This window comes from Bordetella bronchialis, assembly GCF_001676705.1.
Taxonomy (GTDB): Bacteria; Pseudomonadota; Gammaproteobacteria; order Burkholderiales; family Burkholderiaceae_B; genus Bordetella_C; species Bordetella_C bronchialis.
Genome location: NZ_CP016170.1, coordinates 799,922 through 821,794 on the forward strand (window position 1 = coordinate 799,922; position 21,873 = coordinate 821,794).

The 21,873-nt window shown below is 68.7% G+C and carries 21 protein-coding genes; 9 read left to right on the plus strand and 12 right to left on the minus strand.

The window, feature by feature from the left end; genetic code table 11:
- The first annotated feature begins 7 nt into the window (after positions 1-7).
- On the plus strand, positions 8-904 hold the full coding sequence (locus tag BAU06_RS03460; RefSeq protein ID WP_066344336.1) for a LysR family transcriptional regulator: 897 nt from the start codon (positions 8-10) through the stop codon (positions 902-904).
- Positions 905-914: 10 nt separating this feature from the next.
- On the opposite strand, the gene BAU06_RS03465 is transcribed toward BAU06_RS03460, so the two are convergent.
- The 6 genes from BAU06_RS03465 to BAU06_RS03490 all read right to left on the minus strand — a co-directional run bounded on the left by BAU06_RS03465 (position 915) and on the right by BAU06_RS03490 (position 7,855).
- The gene (locus BAU06_RS03465) at positions 915-1,988 is read right to left on the minus strand and encodes a LacI family DNA-binding transcriptional regulator (RefSeq protein WP_066344337.1); all 1,074 of its coding nucleotides are present in this window, start codon (positions 1,986-1,988) and stop codon (positions 915-917) included.
- Positions 1,989-2,024: 36 nt separating this feature from the next.
- Positions 2,025-3,188, minus strand: coding sequence for an iron-containing alcohol dehydrogenase (locus BAU06_RS03470; protein WP_066344338.1), 1,164 nt, complete (start codon positions 3,186-3,188; stop codon positions 2,025-2,027).
- Between the two features lie 36 nt (positions 3,189-3,224).
- A complete protein-coding gene (locus tag BAU06_RS03475) occupies positions 3,225-4,211 on the minus strand; it encodes a Bug family tripartite tricarboxylate transporter substrate binding protein (protein WP_066344343.1) in 987 nt (328 codons plus the stop codon).
- A gap of 32 nt (positions 4,212-4,243) precedes the next feature.
- A complete protein-coding gene (locus BAU06_RS03480) occupies positions 4,244-5,239 on the minus strand; it encodes a Bug family tripartite tricarboxylate transporter substrate binding protein (protein ID WP_231933988.1) in 996 nt (331 codons plus the stop codon).
- A gap of 53 nt (positions 5,240-5,292) precedes the next feature.
- The gene (locus tag BAU06_RS03485) at positions 5,293-6,741 is read right to left on the minus strand and encodes an aldehyde dehydrogenase family protein (protein ID WP_066344346.1); all 1,449 of its coding nucleotides are present in this window, start codon (positions 6,739-6,741) and stop codon (positions 5,293-5,295) included.
- Positions 6,742-7,003: 262 nt separating this feature from the next.
- Complete coding sequence (locus BAU06_RS03490; RefSeq protein ID WP_066344350.1) at positions 7,004-7,855, minus strand: LysR substrate-binding domain-containing protein; 852 nt, start codon at positions 7,853-7,855, stop codon at positions 7,004-7,006.
- Between the two features lie 83 nt (positions 7,856-7,938).
- Here BAU06_RS03490 and BAU06_RS03495 point away from each other — a divergent pair, with 83 nt between their 5' ends.
- The 5 genes from BAU06_RS03495 to BAU06_RS03515 all read left to right on the plus strand — a co-directional run bounded on the left by BAU06_RS03495 (position 7,939) and on the right by BAU06_RS03515 (position 11,589).
- Positions 7,939-8,901 (plus strand): DMT family transporter, encoded by a 963-nt coding sequence (locus tag BAU06_RS03495; RefSeq protein ID WP_231933989.1) that lies wholly within the window; start codon positions 7,939-7,941, stop codon positions 8,899-8,901.
- 53 nt (positions 8,902-8,954) lie between these two features.
- Positions 8,955-9,392 carry a MarR family winged helix-turn-helix transcriptional regulator gene (locus BAU06_RS03500; protein WP_066344351.1) on the plus strand — a complete coding sequence of 146 codons (438 nt, stop codon included), beginning with the start codon at positions 8,955-8,957 and terminating at the stop codon, positions 9,390-9,392.
- A 77-nt stretch (positions 9,393-9,469) separates the two neighbouring features.
- Positions 9,470-9,970 (plus strand): nuclear transport factor 2 family protein, encoded by a 501-nt coding sequence (locus tag BAU06_RS03505; protein ID WP_231933990.1) that lies wholly within the window; start codon positions 9,470-9,472, stop codon positions 9,968-9,970.
- 137 nt (positions 9,971-10,107) lie between these two features.
- Entirely contained in the window at positions 10,108-11,013 is a 906-nt protein-coding gene (locus BAU06_RS03510; RefSeq protein WP_197509420.1) for an SMP-30/gluconolactonase/LRE family protein, read from the plus strand.
- 72 nt (positions 11,014-11,085) lie between these two features.
- A complete protein-coding gene (locus tag BAU06_RS03515) occupies positions 11,086-11,589 on the plus strand; it encodes a TspO/MBR family protein (RefSeq protein ID WP_197509422.1) in 504 nt (167 codons plus the stop codon).
- 69 nt (positions 11,590-11,658) lie between these two features.
- Here the strand turns inward: BAU06_RS03515 and BAU06_RS03520 are convergent, their stop codons facing one another.
- Entirely contained in the window at positions 11,659-12,699 is a 1,041-nt protein-coding gene (locus BAU06_RS03520) for an alpha/beta hydrolase (protein WP_066344356.1), read from the minus strand.
- 123 nt (positions 12,700-12,822) lie between these two features.
- Positions 12,823-13,407 (minus strand): TetR/AcrR family transcriptional regulator, encoded by a 585-nt coding sequence (locus BAU06_RS03525; RefSeq protein ID WP_066357881.1) that lies wholly within the window; start codon positions 13,405-13,407, stop codon positions 12,823-12,825.
- A 319-nt stretch (positions 13,408-13,726) separates the two neighbouring features.
- Between BAU06_RS03525 and BAU06_RS03530 the strand changes: the two genes are divergently transcribed.
- Complete coding sequence (locus tag BAU06_RS03530) at positions 13,727-14,077, plus strand: hypothetical protein (protein ID WP_066357885.1); 351 nt, start codon at positions 13,727-13,729, stop codon at positions 14,075-14,077.
- 62 nt (positions 14,078-14,139) lie between these two features.
- Here BAU06_RS03530 and BAU06_RS03535 read toward each other — a convergent pair whose 3' ends face one another.
- The 3 genes from BAU06_RS03535 to BAU06_RS03545 all read right to left on the minus strand — a co-directional run bounded on the left by BAU06_RS03535 (position 14,140) and on the right by BAU06_RS03545 (position 18,676).
- Entirely contained in the window at positions 14,140-16,413 is a 2,274-nt protein-coding gene (locus BAU06_RS03535) for a response regulator (RefSeq protein ID WP_231933991.1), read from the minus strand.
- 225 nt (positions 16,414-16,638) lie between these two features.
- Positions 16,639-17,205 (minus strand): HdeD family acid-resistance protein, encoded by a 567-nt coding sequence (locus tag BAU06_RS03540; protein WP_066344360.1) that lies wholly within the window; start codon positions 17,203-17,205, stop codon positions 16,639-16,641.
- Positions 17,206-17,299: 94 nt separating this feature from the next.
- Entirely contained in the window at positions 17,300-18,676 is a 1,377-nt protein-coding gene (locus BAU06_RS03545) for an MFS transporter (RefSeq protein WP_066344365.1), read from the minus strand.
- Between the two features lie 171 nt (positions 18,677-18,847).
- Between BAU06_RS03545 and BAU06_RS03550 the strand changes: the two genes are divergently transcribed.
- Both BAU06_RS03550 and BAU06_RS03555 read left to right on the plus strand, forming a co-directional pair.
- The gene (locus tag BAU06_RS03550) at positions 18,848-19,450 is read left to right on the plus strand and encodes an ArsR/SmtB family transcription factor (protein WP_066357892.1); all 603 of its coding nucleotides are present in this window, start codon (positions 18,848-18,850) and stop codon (positions 19,448-19,450) included.
- 253 nt (positions 19,451-19,703) lie between these two features.
- Positions 19,704-20,969, plus strand: a complete 1,266-nt coding sequence (locus BAU06_RS03555; protein ID WP_066357896.1) for an MFS transporter — start codon at positions 19,704-19,706, stop codon at positions 20,967-20,969.
- A gap of 62 nt (positions 20,970-21,031) precedes the next feature.
- Here BAU06_RS03555 and BAU06_RS03560 read toward each other — a convergent pair whose 3' ends face one another.
- Positions 21,032-21,793: an SDR family NAD(P)-dependent oxidoreductase gene (locus tag BAU06_RS03560; RefSeq protein WP_066344367.1), complete on the minus strand. Its 762-nt coding sequence runs from the start codon at positions 21,791-21,793 to the stop codon at positions 21,032-21,034.
- Positions 21,794-21,873 lie beyond the last annotated feature (80 nt).

The following is a 21,873-nucleotide window of genomic DNA, read 5'->3' on the forward strand; positions in this document are numbered from 1 at the left end:
GACGCCCATGCTGAAGCTCGATTTCGATGAACGCAATCTGCGCTCGCTGCGCGTGTTCTGCCACGTCGCCGAAGCCGGCGGCTTCGCCGCCGCCGAGCGCCGGCTGCTGATGTCCAAGGCGTCGATCAGCCGCCACATCCGCGATGTGGAGGCCCGCCTGGGCGTGCGTCTGTGCGAGCGCGGTCCGGGCGGGTTCCGGCTGACGGCCGAAGGCGTGGTGGCGCTGAACCTGGCGACCACGGCGTTGCGCGCCCTGGCCCGCATCCAGCCCGAAGTCGATGCCGCGCACGGCGTGCTATCCGGTCCCTTGTCCATCGGGCTGGGCGAGCACACCCTGACGCATCCCGATTGCCGCCTGCCGGAAGCGCTGGGCGAACTGCATCGCCAGGCGCCCAACGTGCGGCCGGAAATCGTGGTGATGTCCTTCAAGGAGCTGAACCAGGCCCTGCACACGCAGCGGATCGATATCGCCATCCGCGGCAAGTACAGCGAAGACCGCGATTTCAATTACCTGCCGCTCTACGTCGAGACCCATCGCGTCTATGTTTCCCGCACCGTCTCCCTGGAGCGCGACCAGGCCCGGCTGCCGCTGGTATATCGCTCCCATCCCTATGTCGAGCGCGCGCTGGCGACGGGCCGCTTCGAGCAAGGGCCGGAGGCGGGGGGACTGGATGCCGTCGGCGCGCTGGTCGCCACGGGGTATTACCAGGGCCTGCTTCCCACGCACTATGGCGAGCTGCTACAGGGCCGGTACGGGCTGCGGCTGGCGGCGCGCGGCGTGCGCTATTCCCATACGGGCTGCGCGGTGACGCTGGCTTCGCGGCCGCTCAGCCACCGGGCCGAACTGTTCCTGAACGTCCTGCGCCAGTTGCACCGGCAGCAGCGCCATCACGCGGCGGCCTGACCGCGCCGACTCAGTCGCGGCGCCGGCGCGGGGCCGGCCCGTGCGCATCGACGTTGGCCGGGGGGGCGCTGGAGGCGCGCAGGACGAACTCGGTGGGGACTTCGATGCGCGTGCCCGGCGGCACCGCTTCGCCATGCATGCGGCGCAACAGCAGCAGGGCGGCTTCCCGGCCCAGCGCGTAGCCGTCGTAGCGGATGACGTCGACGGGCGGCGTGACCAGTTGCGCCAGCTGGCTGTCGTTGGACGCCACCAGCGATACGTCGCGCGGCACCTGCAGCCCCTTCATGCGTATGCCCTGGAGCACCCCTTGCAGCAGGTGCATGCCGGCCGCCACGATGGCGGTGGGCGGATGCGGCAGGTCCAGCAATAGCTGCACCTCGCGCTGTCCGTAGTCCGGGCTGAAGCTGTCCAGCCGCAGCAGCGCGGGATCCAGCGGCACGCCCGCGGCCTCGTGGGCCTGGACCAGTCCGGCCAGCCGGTCCCGCCCCACGCGGTTGTGGCGGCCGCCGCTGATCAGGGCGATGCGGCGGTGGCCCAGCGCTAGCAGGTGCGCAGTCGCGTGCCGGGTGCCGGACAAGTGGTCGGCGCCCACCGCCCCCAGGGCCGCCGCCATCTCGCGTTCCAGCAGCACGATGGGATAGCCGGTGGCGGCCACGCAGCGCAGGACGTCCGGGTTGTTTTCTTCCTCCACGGCGAACAGCATGCCGTCGGCACGGCGCCGCTTGAACAGCTGCATCAGCGCGATCTCGCGCGCCGGCTGGCCGTCGCTGCTGGCGACCACCAGCATGTAGCCGTGCTCGCTGAGCACGTCTTCCGCGCCCTTGATCATCGACGAGTACAGCGGATTGCGGATGTCCGAAAAGATGAAGCCCACCATGCGCGTCGGCGCGCCCCGCATGGCCTGGGCGGCGGCGCTGGGTTCCCATCCCAGCCGGGCGATGGCGTCCTCGACCCGCTGGCGCACTTCGGCCGTGACGGTGGGTGCGCCGTTGACGACACGCGAGACGGTGCCGATGGCGACGCCGGCGGCGCGCGCGACGTCGTGGACGGTGACCCGGACAGGGCGGGGGGCTTTATGAACCATGGCGCGATTGTAAGGTCCGCCCTGCCGGGGCCGGCATCAGAAAGCCTGGGCGAACAGCGCGCGGAAGTCGGCGGTGGTGGTCGTGCGCGGATTCCAGCGGTTGTAGTTGGCCTGCGTGCACAGTTCGGCGATCTCGTCGAACTTGTCCTCGGTAGCGCCGACATCGCGCAGCCGTGCCGGGATCGCCAGGTCGCGGCACAGCGCTTCGATGGCGTCGACCGCCGCGCGCGCGGCGTCCATCTCCGGCAGCCCGCGCACCGGCCGGTCCATGGCGGCGGCCACCCGGGCGAACTTGCGCGGGTTGGCGGGCAGATTGAAGCGCGCCACATGGGGCAGGCAGACTGCGTTGGACAGCCCGTGCGACAAATGCCAGTAGGCGCCGACGAAACGCGCCATGCAATGGACGTTGCCCAGGCCGGTCTGCCCGAACGTAATGCCGGCCAGCGCCGAGCCCACCAGCATGTTCAGCCCGGCTTCCAGGTTGTCGCGGTTGGCGACGAAGGGGCGGATATTGGCCGCCAGCAGTTCGATGGCCTGGATGTTGATCGCATCGGTCACCAGATTGGCCTGGCGCGATATGTAGGATTCGAAGGCATGCACGAAGGCATCCATGCCCGAGTGCGCGGCGACGTGCGCCGGTAGCGTGCGCAAGGCCAGCGGATCCAGGATGGCGAACCGCGCCGGGTTCAGCGAGGCGTGCCGGATCGACATTTTCAGGTTCTTCTCGGTATCGGTGATGACGCAGGAGCCCGATACCTCGGAGCCGGTGCCCGCGGTGGTCGGAATGGCGACCAGGGGCAGGGGCGGCGTGCTGAATTTTTCGATCCCTTCGTAGTCGTGGATGCGGCCGCCATTGGTGGCCAGGATGCCCACCGCCTTGGCGACGTCCATGGCGCTGCCGCCGCCCACCGCCAGCAGCGCGGTGGCGCCGTGGGCCTGGCAGGCGGCGAAGGCGCGTTCCACCGTGATCGCGCTGGGGTCGGGCTCGATCTCCGAATAGCTGGACACCGCGATGCCAAGGTCCTCCATCATGCCGCGTATGCCGGCGTAGAACTCGCCCTCCAGCAGCGCGCCGTCGATGACGACGAACAGCCGTTGGCAGCCCTGCGCGCGCAGGATATCGCCGAGCTTGCGATGCGAGCCTGCGCCCATGTGCAGGCGGGTGGGACAGAAGAAGGTGCTGATATCGGTGGCTGTCATGGTGATCGGTCTCGGGGTGTCGCGCCTTGCGTGCGTTCAGTGATTGCTGTCCCAGCCGTGGGCCAGTTCGGTCCAGCGCACGGTTTCCCGGTGGACGAAGTCCTGGAACTTGGCCGGCTCCATGCCGCCGGGCTCGGCGGCCATGCCTTCCAGCGCCTTGCGCATGACGGGGTCGTCCATGCTGGCCTGCACGGCGCGCCAGATGCGGTCGACGATGGCCGGCGGCAAGCCCTTGGGCGCGGCCAGGCTGTACCAGGTGGTCATCTGGTAGCCCGGCACGCCGGACTCGTCCAGCGTCGGCACGTCAGGCAGGAAGCGGGTCCGCTGCAGGCTGGTGACCGCCAGCGGCTTGACGCCGCCGCCGTTGATCTGCGCCGCGGCCGAGGCCGCCGAATCCACCGCGAAGGTCAGGCGGCCGCCGATCAGGTCGGTCATCATGGGCGCCGCGCCCTTGAACGGCACGTGCAGGGCCTGCATGCCGGTCTGCTTTTTCAGCAGTTCGGCGGACAGGTGCTGCGTGGTGCCGATGCCGGCGGAGCCGTAATTGATTTCCTTGGCATGGGCCTTGGCGTAGTCGAGGAATTCGCGGACGTTGTTGACCGGCAGGTCCTTGGCGACCACCAGGACATTGGGTACGTTCGCCACCGTGGTGATCTGCGTCATGTCGCGCTCGAAATCGTACGGCAGGTTTTTGTACAGGACGCCCGCGGCGGTATGGCCGACGTTGGCCAGCAGCAAGGTATACCCGTCCGGCTTGGCGCGGGCGACGATACCCGCGCCCACGGTGCCGCCGGCACCCGGCTTGTTCTCCACGACCACGGGCTGCCCCAGCTGTTGCTGCAGCTGCATGGCCACGGCGCGCGCCACGATGTCGGTGGTGCCGCCGGGCGTGAAGGGCGCCACCAGGGTGATCGGCCTTTCAGGCCAGTCGGCGGCGGCGGCCGGGGACGCCGGGATCAGGATGGCGGCGCAGGCGGCCAGGGTGGCGGCCAGCAGGCCGCGGCGGAAAGGCTGGGGATACATGGTGTCTCCGGTGTGGTTATGGGTTGTGGCGGTCAATTGACGCTGATGTTGAGCTTGGCAAGGATGGGGGCCCAGCGGTGCACTTCCGTCGCCAGCAATTCGGCCGCGCCATCGGGCGTCTGGTTCCGGTCGCTGGGCGCCTCGATGCCGGAGCCCGACAGGCGTTCGCGCGTGGCGGGCGCGGCCACGGCAGTGCGCAAGGCCTGGTTCAGGCGTGCCACGATGGGGGCGGGCGTGCCGGCGGGCACCAGCATCATGTTCCAGATGTCGTAGTGCAGGTCCGCGAAGGAAGACTCGCCGGCCGCCGGTACGTCGGGCAGGGCGGCGATGCGCCGCGCGCGCAGGACGGCCACGCCGCGCACCATGCCCGAATTCACGTAGCCGACCGAGGTCGTGCTGCTGTCGACCAGGTAATCCAGGTGCCCCGCCATGACGTCGTTCAGCGCCTGGCCCGCGCCGCGGTAATTGACCGCGTTGATTTTCAGGCCCAGCCGCTCGTTCAGCAGGATGCCGCCCAGGAACGAGCCCGAGCCGACGCCGGCGGCGCCGAAGTTCATTTCCTTGGCATGGGCGCGGGCGTAGGCGGCGAACTCGTCCAGCCCCGACACGGCAAGGTCCTTGCGTGCGGACAGAACCTGCGGCGCATCGCCGACGGAGCCCAGCGGGATGAAGTCCTTGAGGATGTCGTAAGGCAGCTTTTTGTACAGCGTGGCGTTCGCGGCCAGCGTGCCGACGTTGCCGATCAGCACGGCATGGCCGTCGCCCGGCATGCGGGCCGCCCGCGCGGTGCCCACCGTGCCGCCGGCGCCCGGCGTGTTCTCGACGATGATGGGCTGGCCCAGGTCCTTGGACATGCCTTCGGCGATCACCCGTGCCAGCACGTCGGTGGGGCCGCCGGCGGCAAAAGGCACGATCAGGACAATCGGCCGGGCCGGATAGGCTCCCGCGGCGGCGCGCGCGCCGGCCAGCGGCAGGGCGGCGCCCGCCATGGCCGCCGCCGCGCCGATCAGCAGGCGGCGCCGCGGCACATGTGTCTCACTCCGGAAAGGATTGTTGTTTTTCATGTTTCAAGCGATGGATCTCAGGGGTTGAAAACGACCAGGCGTTCTTCCGTCATCTCGCGGATCGCGTGGGCAGGGCCTTCCTTGCCGAAACCGCTGTCCTTCACGCCGCCGAATGGCATCACATCGGAACGCGCGCTGGAGGTCTCGTTGATCTGCACCGTGCCGAAGCGCAGCACCGCGGCCGCGCGCAGGGCGCGATCGATGTCCTGGGTGAAGACGCCGGCGGAAAGTCCGAAGGGCGTCGAATTGGCGTCCCGCATCGCTTCCTCGAAATCGTCGAAGGGCCGCAAGGCGAGCAGCGGCGCGAAGGCTTCCTGGCACCAGACCCGGCCGCCATCCGGCGCCTGCGTCACGACCGCGGGCGTGATGACGGAACGCTCGCGCTTGCCGCCGCACAGCAGGCGCGCGCCGCCCTGTTCGGCCTCGCGCAGCCAGCTTTCGGCGCGGATCGCCGACTGTTCGCTGATCAGCGGCCCGACCTTGGTGTCCGGGTCGCGCGGGTCGCCCGCCTTCAGCGTCGCCGCGTAGTCCGCCAGGCGGCGTCCCACTTCATCGGCGATGTCCCGATGCACGTACAGCCGCTGCACCGACGTGCACACTTGGCCGGCCTTGCGCAAACCGGCGTTGGCGATCTTGGGTATCGCGCGATCGAGATCGGCGTCGGCGCAGACGATGGTGCTGGCGATGCTGCCCAGCTCCATTTGCGTCCGTCGCAGGCCGGCCGCCTGCTGGATGATGCGTCCCACCCGCGTGCTGCCCGTGAAGGTATAGAAGGCGATGTCCTGTTCTTCCAGCAGCCAGCTTCCCACGCTGTCGCCTTCGCCCTGGACCATGGCCAGGAAGGCGGGCGGCATGCCGGCCTCCAGCAGCAGCTGGGCCAGCAGCGCCCCCGTCAGCGGGGTGAAGGCCGAGGGCTTGAGCACGACGGCGTTGCCGGCCGCGTACGCGGGCGCGACCTTGTGCAGCACGGTATTCAGCGGCGAATTGAAAGGCGTGATCGCACAGACGACGCCCACCGGAAAGCGCTGCGTGAAGCCGATGCGGCGATGCGCGCCCGGACTGGCGCCGAAGGGGATCACGTCGCCGACGAGCCGCAGGGCCTCGTCGGCCGACAGGCTCAGGGTCACCATTGCCCGGTCGATTTCGCCATTGGCGTCGGCCAGCGTGAAGCCGGCCTCGGCCACCATCACATCGACCAGGCGCTGGCGGTAGGACGCCATGAGCTCGGCGGCGCGGCGCAGCACCTGCGCGCGATCGTGCGGCGGCGGCGCGCCCCGGTCGGCCGCCGCGCGGGTGACGCGCACGGCCTCGGCGACCTGCGCGCGCGTGGCGGCGGCGACCTCGGCCACCGGCCGGCCGGTGAACTTGTCGTCGACGACGAAGCGCGGGCCGCCATCCAGCCAGCGTCCGTCGATCAGCGCGCCGGTGGGCGGCAGGCCCTCGATATGCAGGGGTGTTGCGGTCATGGCGATTCCTTTGGTGAAACGTTACTAGTTGCCAGGATGCTTGTTTAGCAGTTCTCTACGCAGCCTGTGGTGTTTGTCAATGAAACGTTATTTTGAACTGGCTGGGATTATAAGCAGGCGGGAAGGTCGCGCCATCCTGCATGGGTGAACAGGTATTCAGGGAAAGTGAAAATGGCGGGGCGTATGCGCCGGCGCGGCGGTCGGTGCGCGCCGGACCGTCGGCGCGCTGCGGGGGGCGTCGCGCCGGAAAGCCGGGAGACCTTCAGAGGCGGAACTGTTGCCGCAACGTCGCCGCCAGCAGGTCGATGGCCGCCGCCGTGCCGGCGCGGTTGCCGCGCATCAGGACGACCTCGTGGTCCATGACGGGAGGAAGCCCGTCCAGGACGCGCATGGCGCCGTCGACCCGTGCGCGGTCCACCAGGGTTACCGCCAGTCCTGCGTCGACACAGGCTTTTATGGCCTGTGTCGACGCGCTATCCAGCACCACGCGCCACTTCCGTCCGGCGGCATCGAGCGCGGCGGTCATCGCCGCCCGATAGGGACAGGGCTCGGCGTAGAGGGCCAATGGCAAAGGGACCGTGGGGTCCATCACGAAAGATCGGCCGCCCGCCCAGACGGGCGTCGTCACCGCCAGCAGGTCCTTGGAGCGGCTCTCGTGCAGCGGTTGCACGACCACCGCCAGATCCAGCTTGCCGCGGGCGACGTGGTCCCGAAGCTTGAAGCTGGGCGCGGTCCGGACTTCCAGGACCAGGTTCGGCGAGGTGGCGGAGAACCCGGGCAGGATGTCGCGTATCACGTGCGCGGCGTATTCATCCGGTATGCCAAGGACGACGCGGCCGGCCAGCGCCTTCCCATGTATCTCTCCCAGGACGCGGTCGTGTGCCTTGAGGATCTCGCCGGTGCCGGACAAGAGGCGCTTGCCCAGCGTGGTAAGGGTGACGGCCTGGTTATCGCGGTCGAACAGCCGGCCGCCGGCGATGGCTTCCAGCCGCTGGATGTGGATGCTGACGGCGGCCGGACTTTTGCTGACCAGTTCGGCCGCCGCGCGGAACCTTCCCAGCCGCGCCACCGCGTGGAAGGTGCGCAGCAGATCGATATCGAGGACGGTGGACATGATTAAAAACCGTTAAATGACGCGATCAGTATATTTTGATTTTCTGATCGCCGGGGAGCCGCTAGCCTGACTGGATGACAGGCATGCCCACTTCCCGATCGAAGCCCCGTTTTGCGCCGCGCCGGCGCGCCCGCGTGCCGCTGCCGGTGCTGGAAGCATTGATGGTGCTCGCCTGGAGCTCGGGCTTCGTCGGAATGCGGTTCTCCGCCGATTACGCACCCGTATTCCTGGTCATCCTCTGGCGGCTTGTCGCGCTTGTCCTCCTCTTGTTTCCACTGGTCGCGCGCGAGATCCGGCATGCGCCCTGGCCGCTGCTGATACGGCAGTCGCTGGTGGGCGTGCTGGCCGTGGCCGGGTATCTGGCCGGGGTGTCCAAGGGCATCGAGGCGGGCGTGCCCACGGGTCTGGCCGCGCTCGTGGCGGACCTGGTGCCGGCAGGAACCGTACTGATCGCCAGCTGCATCTTTCGCCAGCGCAACCCCGCGGGCGTCTGGGGCGGACTGGCGCTGGGGCTGGCCGGCACGCTGCTGGTCTGCCGCGACGTCATCGCGGTGGGCAGCGCGCCGGCATGGGCCTATGTACTGCCCGTCGCGGGCATGATGTCGCTGGCGCTCGCGACCGTCTGGCAGCAGCGGTCGTCGCCGGGCCAGAGCGGCTTGAGTCCCCTGGCCATGCTGTGGCTGCAAAGCCTGGTGTCCTGCCCGGTGTTCGCCGGCCTGCAGGCCGCGCAGGGTAGCGTCTGGCCTATCCCGTCGGGCGGCTTCGCGGCCAGTGTCGCGTGGACGGCGGTCTTCGCGACGCTGGGCGGCTACGGCCTGTATTGGGCATGCCTGCGCCGATCCTCTCCGGCCCGCGTGACCGGCGTCCTCTTCCTGAGTCCGCCCGTCACGCTGGTCTGGGCGTGGGCGATGTTCGGCGAGCCGCTGTCCTGGACGATACTGGCCGGCACCGCGATCTCCGGATCGGGCGTGTGGTTCATGCGGGCCGGGGAGGGCGGCGGCCGCTCCCCGCTCCGGCAGGCACGGCAGTCGCAGGGACAGGTTTGACAATAATCTTATATGCCCGTAATGTTGCCGGGAACCGCTTCTTTCCGCATGCCATGGGCGACACCATTCCACCCGGCGTCTGCAACAACACGGCGCTACGCAAAGCCACCCGCAGCGTGACCCGCTTCTACGACGCGCATCTCGCGCGTACCGGCTTGCGCAGCACGCAGTACGCGATCCTGAGCCTGTTGGCCAATCGGGGTTCGGCGACGATGGCCGAACTGGCTGCCGCACTCTGCATGGACAGGGCTACCATGGGGCACAACCTGCGACCGCTCGAGCGCGATGGACTGCTGACCATCCGGATAGGCCAGCACGACCGGCGCGCCCGCGATGTCGCGCTGACCGCACGGGGCGCCGCCCTGGAAAAGCAGGGCAGGGCCGCCTGGCGCACCGCCCAGGCAGGCTTCGAAGCCGCCTTCGGCGCCCAGGACGCGCAAGCCATGCGCCAGCTCATGGCGCGGATCGTCGACTTGGACCTGCCTGTCTGATCTTCCCTCGCTCGCATCGCCAGCCGCGTCCGTACTGGCGATGCCATCCCACCGTATACGGGCATATAAGGCTTTCTATGCGATCTACCGTTCCGCAAATGGCGCTTGCCGCCGGGCTGGCCGCTGTCCTGGCGGTGTCGGCTCCCCCCGCCCAAGCGGCGGCCAGCGGCTTCGACGCCAGGGACCGCGATGCCGTTCGCGCGGTCTTCCTGGCGCAGGCGGCGGCCGCCACCGCGCACGATCTCCAGGCCTTCGACGCGGTGCTGGTCCATGCCGCGCCCGGACAGGCCGATCCTGTCGTCTTCGTGGCCCGCGCGTACCAGTTCTGGGGCCGCCCGGCGCTGCTGGCGCACTTCCAGGAAACATTCAAGGGCGTATGGAAGTTCGAGCCGGACCGCGATGCCATCCGCATACAGCCCCTGACCGCCGATGCGGCGCAGATCTACGCGCCAACCCGTATCACGCTGGGGCATAAGCCCGAGGACGCGCGCAGCGCTTCCTTCCTTGTCTATGAAACGGCCATCCGTACACCGCAAGGTTGGCGGATCGCGTCCATCGTTCCGGTGCCGGCGCAATGACTGGCGTCGGAATGGCGACAACAGCCCGGGTCCGTTGGCCCTGGGCCAGGACGGCGCCGGTCCACCGGTCCACCCGGTCCGGCGTGGGCCGGCGTACGTGCGGCCGCCCGTCGGCCGCCATGAAGGAGTTTCCGGTTATGCGTATCCCTCGATTGTTCCGCCACATCGGCCACAGCCTGCTGCTGGTGCTGGCTATCGCGACCTCGGCCCGGGCGGCGGGAGATTTCACGCGCTACGCCGCGGGCCTGCAGTTTCCCGAAGGCACCGTGTTCGCCGGCGATGAGCTGTATTTCGTGGACTACGGCGCGTCTTCGGTGCTGCGGCTGGCCGGCGGGCAGGCCGTTCTGGCATGGTCCATTCCGGGCTGCGGCGCCAACGGCCTGCTGCCCTTCGCCGATGCGATGCTGGTTGCCTGCTACGACGGCGGCGCGTTCGAGCTGCGCGGGATGGACGGCAGCTTGCGCAAGGTCATCGACCGCGATAGCGACGGCCAGCCGCTGGACCGCCCCAACGACCTGGCCGCCGATGGCCATGGCGGCGCATATGTCACCGCGTCGGGGGGCGACGGCACGCCGGGTCGCCTGTACCACCTGGATGCCACGCTGGATCATGTTGTGCGCGTGGCCGACGGCATCCGGAACGCGAACGGGGTCGCGCTGTCGCCCGACGGCAGCGTGCTGTACCTGGGCGAGAGCGCAACCGACACCGTCTGGCGCTACGACGTGGCGCCGGATGGCACGCTGTCCGGGAAACGGGAATTCCTGCGGCTGGACGAACGCCTTTCCGGGTCCGGCCGCCATACGCCGGATGGCTTGCGGACCGACGCGGCCGGCCGTCTTTTCGTCAGCCTGTACAACGGCGATGGCTTCGCCGTCTTCGCGCCCGACGGCGCGCTGCTGGCCACGCGCAGCGTGCCCGGCAGCCATCACTCCAATCTGGCGATCTCCCCGGACGGGAAATGGGTCTACGGCACGATAGACGATGCCGTCGGGGCCCTGTATCGCGTGCCCAATCCGGTGGCGCGGCAGGCCGGGCACTCCTGATGCGAAGGGGCGGGAGAATGTCCGCCACCTTAGGCCCGGCCGGGCCAGGCCGGGCCGCATCGGAGACCCTAATTGCCCATCCCGCCCTTTTCCTCGCGACGACAAATACTCGGCCTGGCCGGCTGGCTGGCCACGGGTTTCGTGGCCGGCGCCCTGGGCGCCATCGCGTCCATGCACGCCGCCGAGTTCTATGCGCAGTTGGCCAAGCCGGACTGGGCGCCCCCCGCCGGGGTCTTCGGTCCGGTCTGGACCGTACTCTATGCGCTGATGAGCGTTGCCGCGTGGCTGGTTTGGCGCGAGGGCGGTTGGCATGTCCATGCGCGGGCCCTGGGGCTGTTCCTGGTACAGCTCGCCATCAATGCACTATGGAGCTGGCTGTTCTTTGCCTGGCACCGCGGCGCGTGGGCCTTCGCGGACATCTGCGTGTTGCTGGTGCTCATCGTCATGACCCTGGCGGCCTTCTGGCGGGTCCGCGCCCTGGCGGGTGTGCTGCTGATTCCCTACCTGGCATGGGTGGCGTTCGCCAGCGTGCTGTGCTATCGGGTATGGCGGTCGAATCCCCAGCTGCTGGGCTAGGCCGGGCTCGGGGCGTATCGCCGCCGGCCACCGCCTGCCAGGGGCGGTGGCCGGCGGCGGACCGGGCGCTTAGCGCAGGCGGGCACGGATTTCGTTTGCCATCTGTGCCAGCGCGGTGCGCGTGACGGCGTCGTCGGCCAGGGCATTGAGCAGGCCGTAGTCATGGATGGTGCCGTTGTAGCGCGTGACCGTCACTTCGTTGCCGGCGGCGTCCAGCTTGGCGCCGTAGGCTTCGCCTTCATCGCGCAGTACGTCGAACTGCGCGACCTGGACCAGCGCCGGGGGCAGGCCTTTCAAGTCCTGCAGCGATGCGCGCAAGGGCGAGGCGTACTTTTCGTTGCGCTGCGCTTCGTCGCGGGTATAGGCGTCCCAGAACCAGCGCATCATCGAGCGGCTCAGGAAGTATCCGTCGGCGAACTCCTTATACGAGCCGGTATTGAAGTTGTGGTCGGTGACGGGCCACAGCAGGCCCTGGAAGCGGATGGCCGGGCCCTGGCGGTCCTTCGCCATCAGGCTGACCACGGCCGCCATGTTGCCGCCGACGCTATTGCCCACCACGGCCAGGCGGCTGCCATCCACATTGATATCCTTGCCATGCTGCGCGACCCACTTGGTCGCCGCGTAGGCCTGGTTGATCGCCACGGGGTAGTGCGCCTCCGGCGAGGGCGTGTAGTTCACGAATACCGCCACCGCGCCCGACTGCACCACCAGGTCGCGCACCAGCCGCTGGTGCGTGGGGTAGTCGCCCAGGATCCAGCCGCCGCCGTGGAAGAACATGAACACCGGCAGGGTGCCCGTCGCGCCGGCGGGGCGCACGATGGTCAGCGGTACGGTCAGGCCGTCCTGCGCGATGGTCTTCTCGGACACCTCGATGCCGGACAGGTCCACTTTCACGCTTTCCTGCGCACCGACCAGCACCGCCCGCGCCTTCTCGGGCGACAGGGTCTCGATGGTGGGTCCCTTGCTGCTATTCAGCACGTGCAGGAAACCGGACACCTTGGCGTTGGGATGGAGTTTGGCGTTGTCGCTTCCGGCGGTTCCGGCCGCGACAGCGGCGGTGGACAGGCTGGCGGCCAGGCTGGCGAGGATCAGTTTCTTGAAGGCTTTCATGGCGGTACTCCGTGGATGAATGATTCTATCTATCTATAGATAGATAACTGGGTCTAAAAAAACCTCGCGGCGAGCGAGGCCGGTACGCGGACCCGCGTACCTTGGTCAAATCCTTGCCGGCGGCTATTTCCGGCGGTCTTTCTTGTGGCCGCCTTGCCGTATGCTGGCGACCACATCCTGCAATCTTGCCTTGGACCCGAACAGCCGTCCCGCCAACACGCTGCCCTGGAAGGCCGCGTACAGCGCGCGCGCGGCGGACCCCAGGTCGCCGCTGACGCGCAGCGTGCCATCGTCGCGGCCCAGCGCCAGTACGCCTTCCAGCCAGCGTTCGTTGGCCTGGAAGAACGCCTGCACGGCACCCCGGATGTTGTCCGGCAGGGATGCGATGTCCGACGCCAGCATGCCGCACAGGCAGATGCGGTCGCCATCGTGCATCAACATCCCGAATGCCTGCGCGTAGGCTTCCAGCTGGCGCGCGGCGGACTGCTTGCCATCGATGGCGCGTACGTGGCCGAGGACCTCGCTGCTATAGGTGTTGACGGCCTCCAGCACCAGGTCTTCCTTGGTGGGGAAGTAGTAATGGATGCTGGAAGTTTTTACGCCCACCAGCGTCGCAAGATCGCGGTAGCTGAAGCCGTTGTACCCGCGGGTCATCAATAGCACCCTGGCGTGGTTCAACAGCTGTTCGCGGACGGTCGTCGTTTCCATGGACTGCATTCTATCTACTACCAGATAGATAGCGCAAGCATTATTTTCGCGCCGGCGCATCGAGCCGGCTTTCCAGGTCTGGCGGCCCGCGCCACGCATCGTCCGGCCGGGCCGCTGCAAGCGCACACGACGCGACGGCATGCGCGTACCGCCTGCGGTCCCGACGCCGCCGATGCGCCAGGCGCGTTGGAACGTGGCACAGCACTTGCTCTTCCTGATCCGCGGTGCGGCATAGGGCCGCATCCGTGCCGCGGCATCCTCGCTGTGAAAAAGAGGAAATGCCGGGGCGCCATGACATAAGGAGAAATACATGAACGCCATGAAGCCGGTTCTCGCAAGTGCCCTGATCGCCCTGTCCGCTTTCTCCGTGGGTGTCCACGCCGAGAGCGCGAAGGAGAAAGCCATCGATGCCCAGTATCGCGCCGACCAGAAGAAGTGCGATGGCATGAAGGGCAATGACAAGGATGTCTGCGAGCAGCAAGCCAAGGCCACCCGCGACAAGGCCAAGGCCGATGCGAAGGCTGGCAAGGAGCAGGCCGAAGCCCGCCACGACGCCAACAAGGAAAAGCGTGATGCGGACTACAAGGTTGCCAAGGAAAAGTGCGACGCCATGAGCGGCAACGCCAAGGACTCCTGCATGGCCGACGTCAAGGCCAAGTACGGCAAGTAAACCGCGTACCGGCCATCCGGTGACCGAGGGGCGCGCGGCTGGCCGCGCGCCCTGCCCGGTGGCTATGTCCGCTGGAACGGTTTCAGGGCGGCCGCGATCGCCTCCGCGCCATAGGGCTTGCGTAGCACCGCATCGCACTCCGCCGTGGGCGGAACGTCCTGGCCCGTCGCGAAAATGACGCCGACGCGGGGCCATTTGCGGCGTACTTCGCCGGCCAGTTCCAGGCCGGACATGCCGTGCAAACCGACATCCGCGAGCATGACATCCGCCGCGTGGCGATCCAGCTGGGCGAGGGCCGCGGCCGCGTCGGCGGCCTGCAGCACCACGTGACCCTGGGCCTCGATGATCTCGGCGGTGGTGGCGCGGACCTGTTCGTCGTCATCCACCAGCAGAATGGTGAGCGGGCGTGCCGCCACTTGCGGCAGGGGCGCCAGGGCCGGGCCGGCACTGCCTGCCCGCCGCGCACGGCGTTGCCTATGGTTCGCCAGCACGTGCCGGATCTTGCCCGCCAGGTTTTCCCGCGTGTAAGGCTTGGTGATCAGCTCCACGCCCTTATCCAGGCGTCCGCCATGGACGATGGCGTTCTGCGTATACCCGGACGTGAACAGCACCGCCATGTCGGGCTGCAGCTCCTGCCCTTTGCGCGCCAGCTCGGGACTGCGGAGAGGGCCGGGCATGACGACATCGGTGAATAGCAGGTCTATCTTGATGCCGCTGGCGACGATCGCCAGGGCGCTTTCGCCGTCGGCGGCGCGAAGCACCTGGTAGCCCAGGCCCTTCAGGAGCTCGACCACGGTCGTACAGACCTGCTCGTCGTCTTCGGCGACCAGGATGGTTTCGGAGCCGCCCGCGACGGTCATCGAAACCGACTCCGCCACGGCTTCTTCTTTTTCGAAGGAGCGCGGCAGGTATAGCCTGACCGTGGTGCCGTGGCCCAATTCGCTGTACAGCGCCAGGTGACCGCCGGATTGCTTGACGAATCCGTAGACCATGGACAGCCCCAGGCCGGTTCCCTGGCCTTCCGGCTTGGTGGAGAAGAAAGGCTCGATGGCTTGCGCCATCACGTCGGGCGTCATGCCGGCGCCGGTATCGGTTACCGCCAGCATGACGTATTGCCCGGGCCTGACCTCCGCATGGCTGCGCGCGTAGGCATCGTCCAGGTAGGCGTTGCCGATCTCGATGGTCAGCTTTCCGCTCCCGTTCATCGCGTCGCGGGCATTGATCGCCAGGTTGAGCAGCGCGTTCTCCAGCTGCGCCGTGTCTATCATCGTGTTCCACAGGCCGCCGGCCACTACCGTCTCGATTTCGATGGCTTCGCCCAGGCTGCGCCGCAGCATGTCGTCGAAGCCCCGAAGGAAACTGCGGATATTCACCACGCTGGGCGTCAGGGGTTGCCGGCGCCCGAAGGCCAGCAGGTGGCTGGCCAGCTTGGCGCCGCGCTGTACGCCCGCCAGGCCGTTCGCCAAGCGGCGTCTCGCGGCGTCGCTGTCCTGGAGGTCGGTCGCCAGTAGCTGCAGGTTGCCGCCTATTACCTGCAGCAGGTTGTTGAAGTCGTGGGCGACGCCGCCCGTGAGCTTGCCGATGGTCTCCAGCTTTTGCGACTGTTGCAGCGCCCGCTGGGTTCGTTCGAGTTCTTCCTTCGCGGCCTGCTTCTCGGTGATGTCCCGGGTGATCTTCGCGAAACCGACGTGGTTGCCGGCGGGGTCGAAAATCGGGTCGATGACGACGTGCGCGTAGAACGCGGTGCCGTCCTTGCGCAGGCGCCATGCCTCGCTCTCGTAACGGCCCTCGCGCAGCGCGGTTGCCAGGGCGTGCGCCGGTATGCCCGCGGCGCGGTCCGGCTCGGTGTAGAAGCGGGAGAAATGGCTGCCCAGGATCTCGTCGCGGGAATAGCCCTTGATGCGTTCGGCGCCGGTGTTCCAGGTCGTGATATGCCCATCGCGATCCAGCATATAGATCGCGTAATCCACGACGCCGCGCATGAGCAGCTGGAATTGTTCCTCGCTTTGGCGCAGGGCCTCGTCCGAGGCCGTGGCGTCGGCGACGTCGCGCGACACGAAGGCTAATGCGAGCAGCATGCCCGCGCCATCGCGCACAAAGTCTATCGTGGTGGCGACACGCAGTTGCGGCCCGTCCTTGCATTGCATCCAGCCGTTGCGCAGCAGCGTCTGGCCGCTTGCCGACTCGCGCAGCAGCGTTGCCGTATCCATGGCATCGGCGGCGACGGCAGGGTATACCTTGTAGTAATGCCTGCCGACCACTTCCGCGGCGTCCCAGCCCGTCATCAGCCGCGCGCCTTCGTTCCAGCTCAGGACGATCCCTTCCGGCGACGCCATGAACATGGCATACCGGCGAATACATTCGACAAAGCGGCGATGGTCAGGAGGCTGTAGTGAGCGTTGGTCGGAAGTCTCCGATCCGGACATTGCGCACTCCCAGTATGTCTGTCTCCCGAATGGTAACGCACGTTACCGCACGCCACCGTCGCTGCGTGCCTCCCCGGACACCAGCGGGCATGCATGGCCGGCCATCCGTCGGCCATGCGGTCAGTCGTGGAAAACTCAGGCCGGCGCGTGGCCGTAGGGACCCTGGCCGCGCCGTGCCTGGATCCCCATCGCCAGCAATAGCACGCCGGAGGCGATGGCGTAGATGCTGATCATCCAGACCAGCGCCAGCGCGCCCGCGCCGGGGAATACCAGTACGCCCACGCCGAAGACGATGGAAACGACGCCGGCCAGCACCATGAGCCAGGTGTGCTTGACGGTATCGCGGTGGCGTATGGCGACGGCGATATCCAGCACGCCCGCGACCAGCGCATTGACGCCCATGATGAGCACCAGCGCCAGCGCGGTAATGGCCGGCCATACGACGGCGACGACCCCGCAGGCGATGGCCACCAGGCCCAGCACGACGATCATCCAGGTTTCGCCGCGGCCGGGCCCGGCGGCGCGGGCGCGCCAGGCGCCCACCACGGCGGCGATGCCGCTCAGCAGCGCATAGGCGGCGAACAGCGCCACCAGCACCAGCAGCGTCAGTACGGGCCACATCAGCGCCAGGGCGCCGAACACGATTCCCAGCACGCCGCGCACGGCGAGCACCCACCAGGCATTGCTCATGACACCATTCATCGTTCACTCCTTGCAGCAAGGATTGCCGTTGACCGGTGTGTCCGGTAGGCACACCGTACCATAGCGATGCGGCGTGAGCGCGCGAAACGGTGGTCTACCGATGGGCGAGGGACCGGGACGCCGCCGCGGCCGGGCGGCCCAGGAGCAGGCTGGCGGCCGCCGCCACCTGGATGAAGGCGGCCGCCAGGAACAGGCCGGTCGCGCCCGCGTCCAGGCGCAACAGGCCGAACGCGGCGGGGGCGAAGGCATAGGTGCCCTGCGAGGCCGCGACGATAAGGGGTATGGCGCGCTGCGCGTCGGCGCGGCGGAATTCGGCCTGGGCGATCAGCGGCGGCAGCGAGGTCGCGTTGCCGATGCCGGAGCCGAACAGCAGCAGGCCCGCCCAGCACAATGCGCCGGCCGCCCACGCCGGCGCGTGCGCCGACATGCCGGCCAGCAGCGCGACGGCGCCCGCCGCTTGCAGGCCATAGGCGATGGCGGCAATGCGCCGGCGATCCGCGCCCGGCGGCATCAGCCGGCCCACGGCATAGCGGCCCAGCACGGCGCAGGCGGTGCACAGGCCCATCGCGGCGCCGGCCCCTTGCTCCCCCATCGCGGGCACCAGCAGGGAGAACAGATGGGCGATCAAGCCGATCTGCGCGAAAAGCCCCAGCGCCATGCCGCCGCACAGCGTCAGGAAGCGGCGTTCCCGCCATGGCGTGCGCAAAGGGCGTGGACAATCCGGCGCGGGGGAAGAGGCCGGTCCCGCCGATAGGGGCGCCAGTGGCGCCGCGCCGCCGGAAACGGCGTTTCCGCCGTGCGGGGAGTGGCCGCGGGACCCCATCGCGGCAGGGATCGACGCGCCGGGAGCCTGCCCGTCCACGGCCTGCCCCATGGACTCGGGCGTATGCCGGAAAACCGTGCCGGCCAGCACCGCGACGACGGCCACCATGACAACGCCCACCAGCGCGGCCGCGCCGCCGAATTGGAAGTGCGCGATGAGCAGTACCCATAAGGGCGAAAACAGTACGCCGCCCATGCTGGCGCCGTTGTAGGCCATGCCCAGCGCCGCCGGCCGCCGCGCGGCGTACCAGGGGGCGATCAGGGCATTGACGGCCGCGGCGCCCATGGCGACCCAGCCCGCCCCGCTGAGGGCGGCGGCCGCGAACAGCTGCGCCGGCGTGGCGGCCAGGGCCCATCCCTGCACCCCCAGCGCCAGGACCAGGGCGCCCAGTACCGTGACCCGGGGCAGCCCCCACCGGCGATAAAGCCGTGGCAGATTGGCGACCACCACGGCGCCCAGCACGAAGTGGAAGGTGATCGCCGCGGAAACCAAGGCCATGTCGCCCACGCCGCGATGCAAGGCCGCTTGCAGATAGACCGGCGGTCCATAGAAGCCGACGCCCCAGCCGAATACCGCCAGTACGAATGTGGCCGCGACGACCCGCGGGCCGAAGAAGGGACGCGGCGTCGCGCCCGGGCTGACTGGCATATGTTCCTCTTGCCGGAATGGAGACGCGCCCAGTATGCTGCGGTGTGAAATGCACGCTTCGGGATGGGTCGAATAATGGATGACATGCAGCCCCGCGACGAAGGGGGCTATACGCCAGATACGCAATTGGCCGCGGTCGCCGCGGCCATTGGCGACCCGGTGCGCGCCCGCATGCTGTGCAGCCTGCTGGACGGCTGCGCGCGCACCGCCACCGAGCTGGCGGCGGTGGGCGAAGTGGCCGCGTCCACGGCCAGCACCCATTTCGCGCGCCTGCGCGAACAGGGCCTGGTGGAACTGGCCAGCCAGGGCAAGCACCGCTATTACCGCCTGGCCAATCCGGAGGTCGCCGCGGCGCTGGAAGCGTTGCTGGTGGTGGCAGGCGTCGGCGCCCCGCCGTTCAAGCCGCACACGCCGCCGGACCTGTGCGCGGCACGTACCTGCTACAAGCACATGGCGGGGACCGTGGCCGTGCGCATGCACGACGCTTTCCTGCAACGGGGCTATCTGCAGGCATTGGACGGCCGGTATGCGCTGACGCCGGAGGGCGAAGCCTACCTGCGCCGCATCGGCATGGACCTGGCCGCCATACGCACCACGCGACGCAGTTTCGCCCATCCCTGCCTGGACTGGAGCGCCCGCCGCCCGCACATCGGCGGCGCGCTGGGCGACGCGCTGCTGGCGCATTTCGTCGCGCGCCGCTGGGTGGAAAGGCGACCCGATTCGCGCGCGCTGCGCCTGACGCGCGGCGGCGAGAAGGCGCTGTCCTTCGACTGACGGCCCGGCCTGGCGCGGCCCGGCCTGACGTGGCCCGGCCTGACGCGGCCCGGCCTGACGCGGCCCGGCCTGACGCGGCCCGGCGTGGCGCCGCCGGTTTCCTGGCGGCATTCAGGCGCCTTACAAGACCGGGTGGGTACAATCCGCGCCAGCGCGAGGCGGCTTCCGACGCTCGCGTGGACCATTGCCGATCGCGGCCGCCGCGCCGGCTTGCCATCCGCCGGCGAACCGGCGCGTACACCTTTCCCGCATCATGTCTTCCTCTTCCGCCATTCCCGCACCGCTGCTGACACCGGGCAGGGAGCGCAGCCTGCTGTGGCTGCTGGCCCTGACACAGTTCACCATCGTGGTGGACTTCATGGTGATGATGCCGCTGGGGCCGCAGATCATGCAGGCCTTCACCATCAGCCCGGCGGCCTTCGCCGCCGCGGTGTCGGCATACTCGTGGTGCGCCGGGATTTCGGGCCTGCTGGCGGCCACGTATATCGACCGCTTCGACCGCCGCAAGATGATGCTGGCCGTCTATGCCCTGTTCGCCCTGTCCAACCTGATCTGCGCCCTGGCCACCAACTACCATGCACTGCTGCTGTCGCGCGCCTTCGCCGGGTTGACCGGCGGGGTCCTGAGCTCGCTGGTGCTGGCCATCATCGGGGACGTGATACCGCCGCAGCGCCGCGGCGCGGCCATGGGCGTGGTGATGACCTCGTTCTCCCTGGCCGCGGTGGCGGGGGTGCCGCTGGGCGTGGTGCTGGGCGCGCACTACGGCTGGAGCTCGCCGTTCTTCGAGCTGGTGCTGCTGTCGGCCTTGATCTGGGGCGGCGCCTGGAAAATCGTGCCCTCGCTCACGGCGCATATCCGCGTTCCCGCGGTGCCGCTCTCGCGAACGTTGCCGGAGCTGCGGTCGCTAATGCGCGAACCGGCGCATTTGCGCGGCTACGGCCTGACCGCCATCGTGATGGGCGCCCACATGATGATCGTGCCGTTCATCTCGCCGACGCTGGTCGGCAACCTGGGCGTGCGGCCCGAGGATATTTCGCTGATCTACATGGCGGGCGGCTTCGCCACCTTCTTCAGCGCGCGCGCCGTCGGCCGGCTGGCGGACCGCTTCGGCACCCGCGAAGTGTTCCGCGCCGCGGCCTTGGCTTCGCTATTGCCGGCGCTGTTCATCACGCATCTGCCACAGTTGCCCTTGTGGGCCTTGATCGTGTTCTTCCCGTTCTTCCTGGTGACGGCGAACTCGCGCATGATCCCCGTCCAGGCGCTGCTGACGACGGTTCCGGAAGCCCATCGCCGCGGCGCCTTCATGAGCGTGAATTCGGCCGTGCAGCAGATCGCCACCGGCACCGGCGCCTGGATAGGCGGATTGATGCTGTCGACGTCTCCCAGCGGCCGGATTTCCGGCTACGGCGCCAACGGCTGGCTGTGCTGCGCCTGCATCGTGTTCGCCATGTGGTGGGTGGGCAGGGTGCGGCCCTATGCCTACGATGCCCGGGACGGCGCCGCCGCGCGCACGGCCTGAGCGGCACGGCGGGCAGGGCCGGATCGGCGGGGACGCTTGGCGGCACGCGCACCGCGGGCGCGTTACTTGAGCGCGACGCTCATCCCGCCGTCGGCCATCACCACCGCGCCGACGATGTAGCTGGCCTTGTCGGAGGCCAGGAAGGCGATCACCTCGGCGATTTCGCGCGGATCGGCGGCGCGCTTGATCGGCGCGTTGCGTCCGTGTTCGGCAAGGAAGGCGCGCCCATCCTCATGGATGTGATTGGTGATGTTCGTCACCGCGTCGCCGGATCCCACGGCGTTCACCCGTATGCCGTGGTCGATGGCCTCCAGGGACATGGCGCGGGTCAGCTGCGCGAGCGCCCCCTTGCTGGCGGCGTAGGCCGCGATGGTCGGGAAGGCCTGGTAGCAGGCATAGGAGCCGACGTTGACGATGGCGCCGCGCCCGGCGGGCATCATGGCCCGCAGCGCCTCCCGCGAAAAAAGGAAGGCCCCCGTCGAATTGACGGCCTGGATGCCGTTCCAGTCGTCCAGCGTCATGTCGACGACCGGCTTGTTGATGATGATGCCGGCGTTGTTGACCAGGATATCGAGCCGCCCGGTGTGCTCCAGCGCCGCCGACACGGCGCGCGCCGCGCTCTCTTCCCGGGCGACGTCCGCCACCAGCGGCACGATGCCGGGCCGCGCCAGGTCCTGGACGTTGGGGCCCCGGTCCACCGCGATGACGCGCGCGCCGCGTTCGTGCAGCAATTCGGCGGTCGCCAGGCCGATGCCGCTGGCCGCGCCGGTGACGATCGCGGTCTTGCCGGCGAAGGTGTGGTCTACGTGCTCTTGCATGGTCATGGTGGGTTCTCCTATCAGGTTGTCCCGCGAATCGGCGCGGGCCACAGCACCCGCGCCATGGAAAAATTCTAGGGAAACCG

Excerpts from the sequence above, each read along its gene's own strand:
- BAU06_RS03555 (WP_066357896.1), top strand. The coding sequence starts at position 19,704 with ATGTCTTCCTCTTCCGCCATTCCCGCACCGCTGCTGACACCGGGCAGG.
- BAU06_RS03535 (WP_231933991.1), bottom strand. The coding sequence starts at position 16,413 with ATGGCGTCGCCGGAAGGGATCGTCCTGAGCTGGAACGAAGGCGCGCGG.
- BAU06_RS03525 (WP_066357881.1), bottom strand. The coding sequence starts at position 13,407 with ATGGAAACGACGACCGTCCGCGAACAGCTGTTGAACCACGCCAGGGTG.
- BAU06_RS03545 (WP_066344365.1), bottom strand. The coding sequence starts at position 18,676 with ATGCCAGTCAGCCCGGGCGCGACGCCGCGTCCCTTCTTCGGCCCGCGG.
- BAU06_RS03475 (WP_066344343.1), bottom strand. The coding sequence starts at position 4,211 with ATGTATCCCCAGCCTTTCCGCCGCGGCCTGCTGGCCGCCACCCTGGCC.
- BAU06_RS03470 (WP_066344338.1), bottom strand. The coding sequence starts at position 3,188 with ATGACAGCCACCGATATCAGCACCTTCTTCTGTCCCACCCGCCTGCAC.
- BAU06_RS03485 (WP_066344346.1), bottom strand. The coding sequence starts at position 6,741 with ATGACCGCAACACCCCTGCATATCGAGGGCCTGCCGCCCACCGGCGCG.
- BAU06_RS03540 (WP_066344360.1), bottom strand. The coding sequence starts at position 17,205 with ATGAATGGTGTCATGAGCAATGCCTGGTGGGTGCTCGCCGTGCGCGGC.
- BAU06_RS03505 (WP_231933990.1), top strand. The coding sequence starts at position 9,470 with ATGCGATCTACCGTTCCGCAAATGGCGCTTGCCGCCGGGCTGGCCGCT.
- BAU06_RS03500 (WP_066344351.1), top strand. The coding sequence starts at position 8,955 with ATGGGCGACACCATTCCACCCGGCGTCTGCAACAACACGGCGCTACGC.
- BAU06_RS03560 (WP_066344367.1), bottom strand. The coding sequence starts at position 21,793 with ATGACCATGCAAGAGCACGTAGACCACACCTTCGCCGGCAAGACCGCG.
- BAU06_RS03465 (WP_066344337.1), bottom strand. The coding sequence starts at position 1,988 with ATGGTTCATAAAGCCCCCCGCCCTGTCCGGGTCACCGTCCACGACGTC.
- BAU06_RS03550 (WP_066357892.1), top strand. The coding sequence starts at position 18,848 with ATGCTGTGCAGCCTGCTGGACGGCTGCGCGCGCACCGCCACCGAGCTG.
- BAU06_RS03510 (WP_197509420.1), top strand. The coding sequence starts at position 10,108 with ATGCGTATCCCTCGATTGTTCCGCCACATCGGCCACAGCCTGCTGCTG.
- BAU06_RS03530 (WP_066357885.1), top strand. The coding sequence starts at position 13,727 with ATGAAGCCGGTTCTCGCAAGTGCCCTGATCGCCCTGTCCGCTTTCTCC.
- BAU06_RS03460 (WP_066344336.1), top strand. The coding sequence starts at position 8 with ATGCTGAAGCTCGATTTCGATGAACGCAATCTGCGCTCGCTGCGCGTG.
- BAU06_RS03520 (WP_066344356.1), bottom strand. The coding sequence starts at position 12,699 with ATGAAAGCCTTCAAGAAACTGATCCTCGCCAGCCTGGCCGCCAGCCTG.
- BAU06_RS03490 (WP_066344350.1), bottom strand. The coding sequence starts at position 7,855 with ATGTCCACCGTCCTCGATATCGATCTGCTGCGCACCTTCCACGCGGTG.
- BAU06_RS03495 (WP_231933989.1), top strand. The coding sequence starts at position 7,939 with ATGCCCACTTCCCGATCGAAGCCCCGTTTTGCGCCGCGCCGGCGCGCC.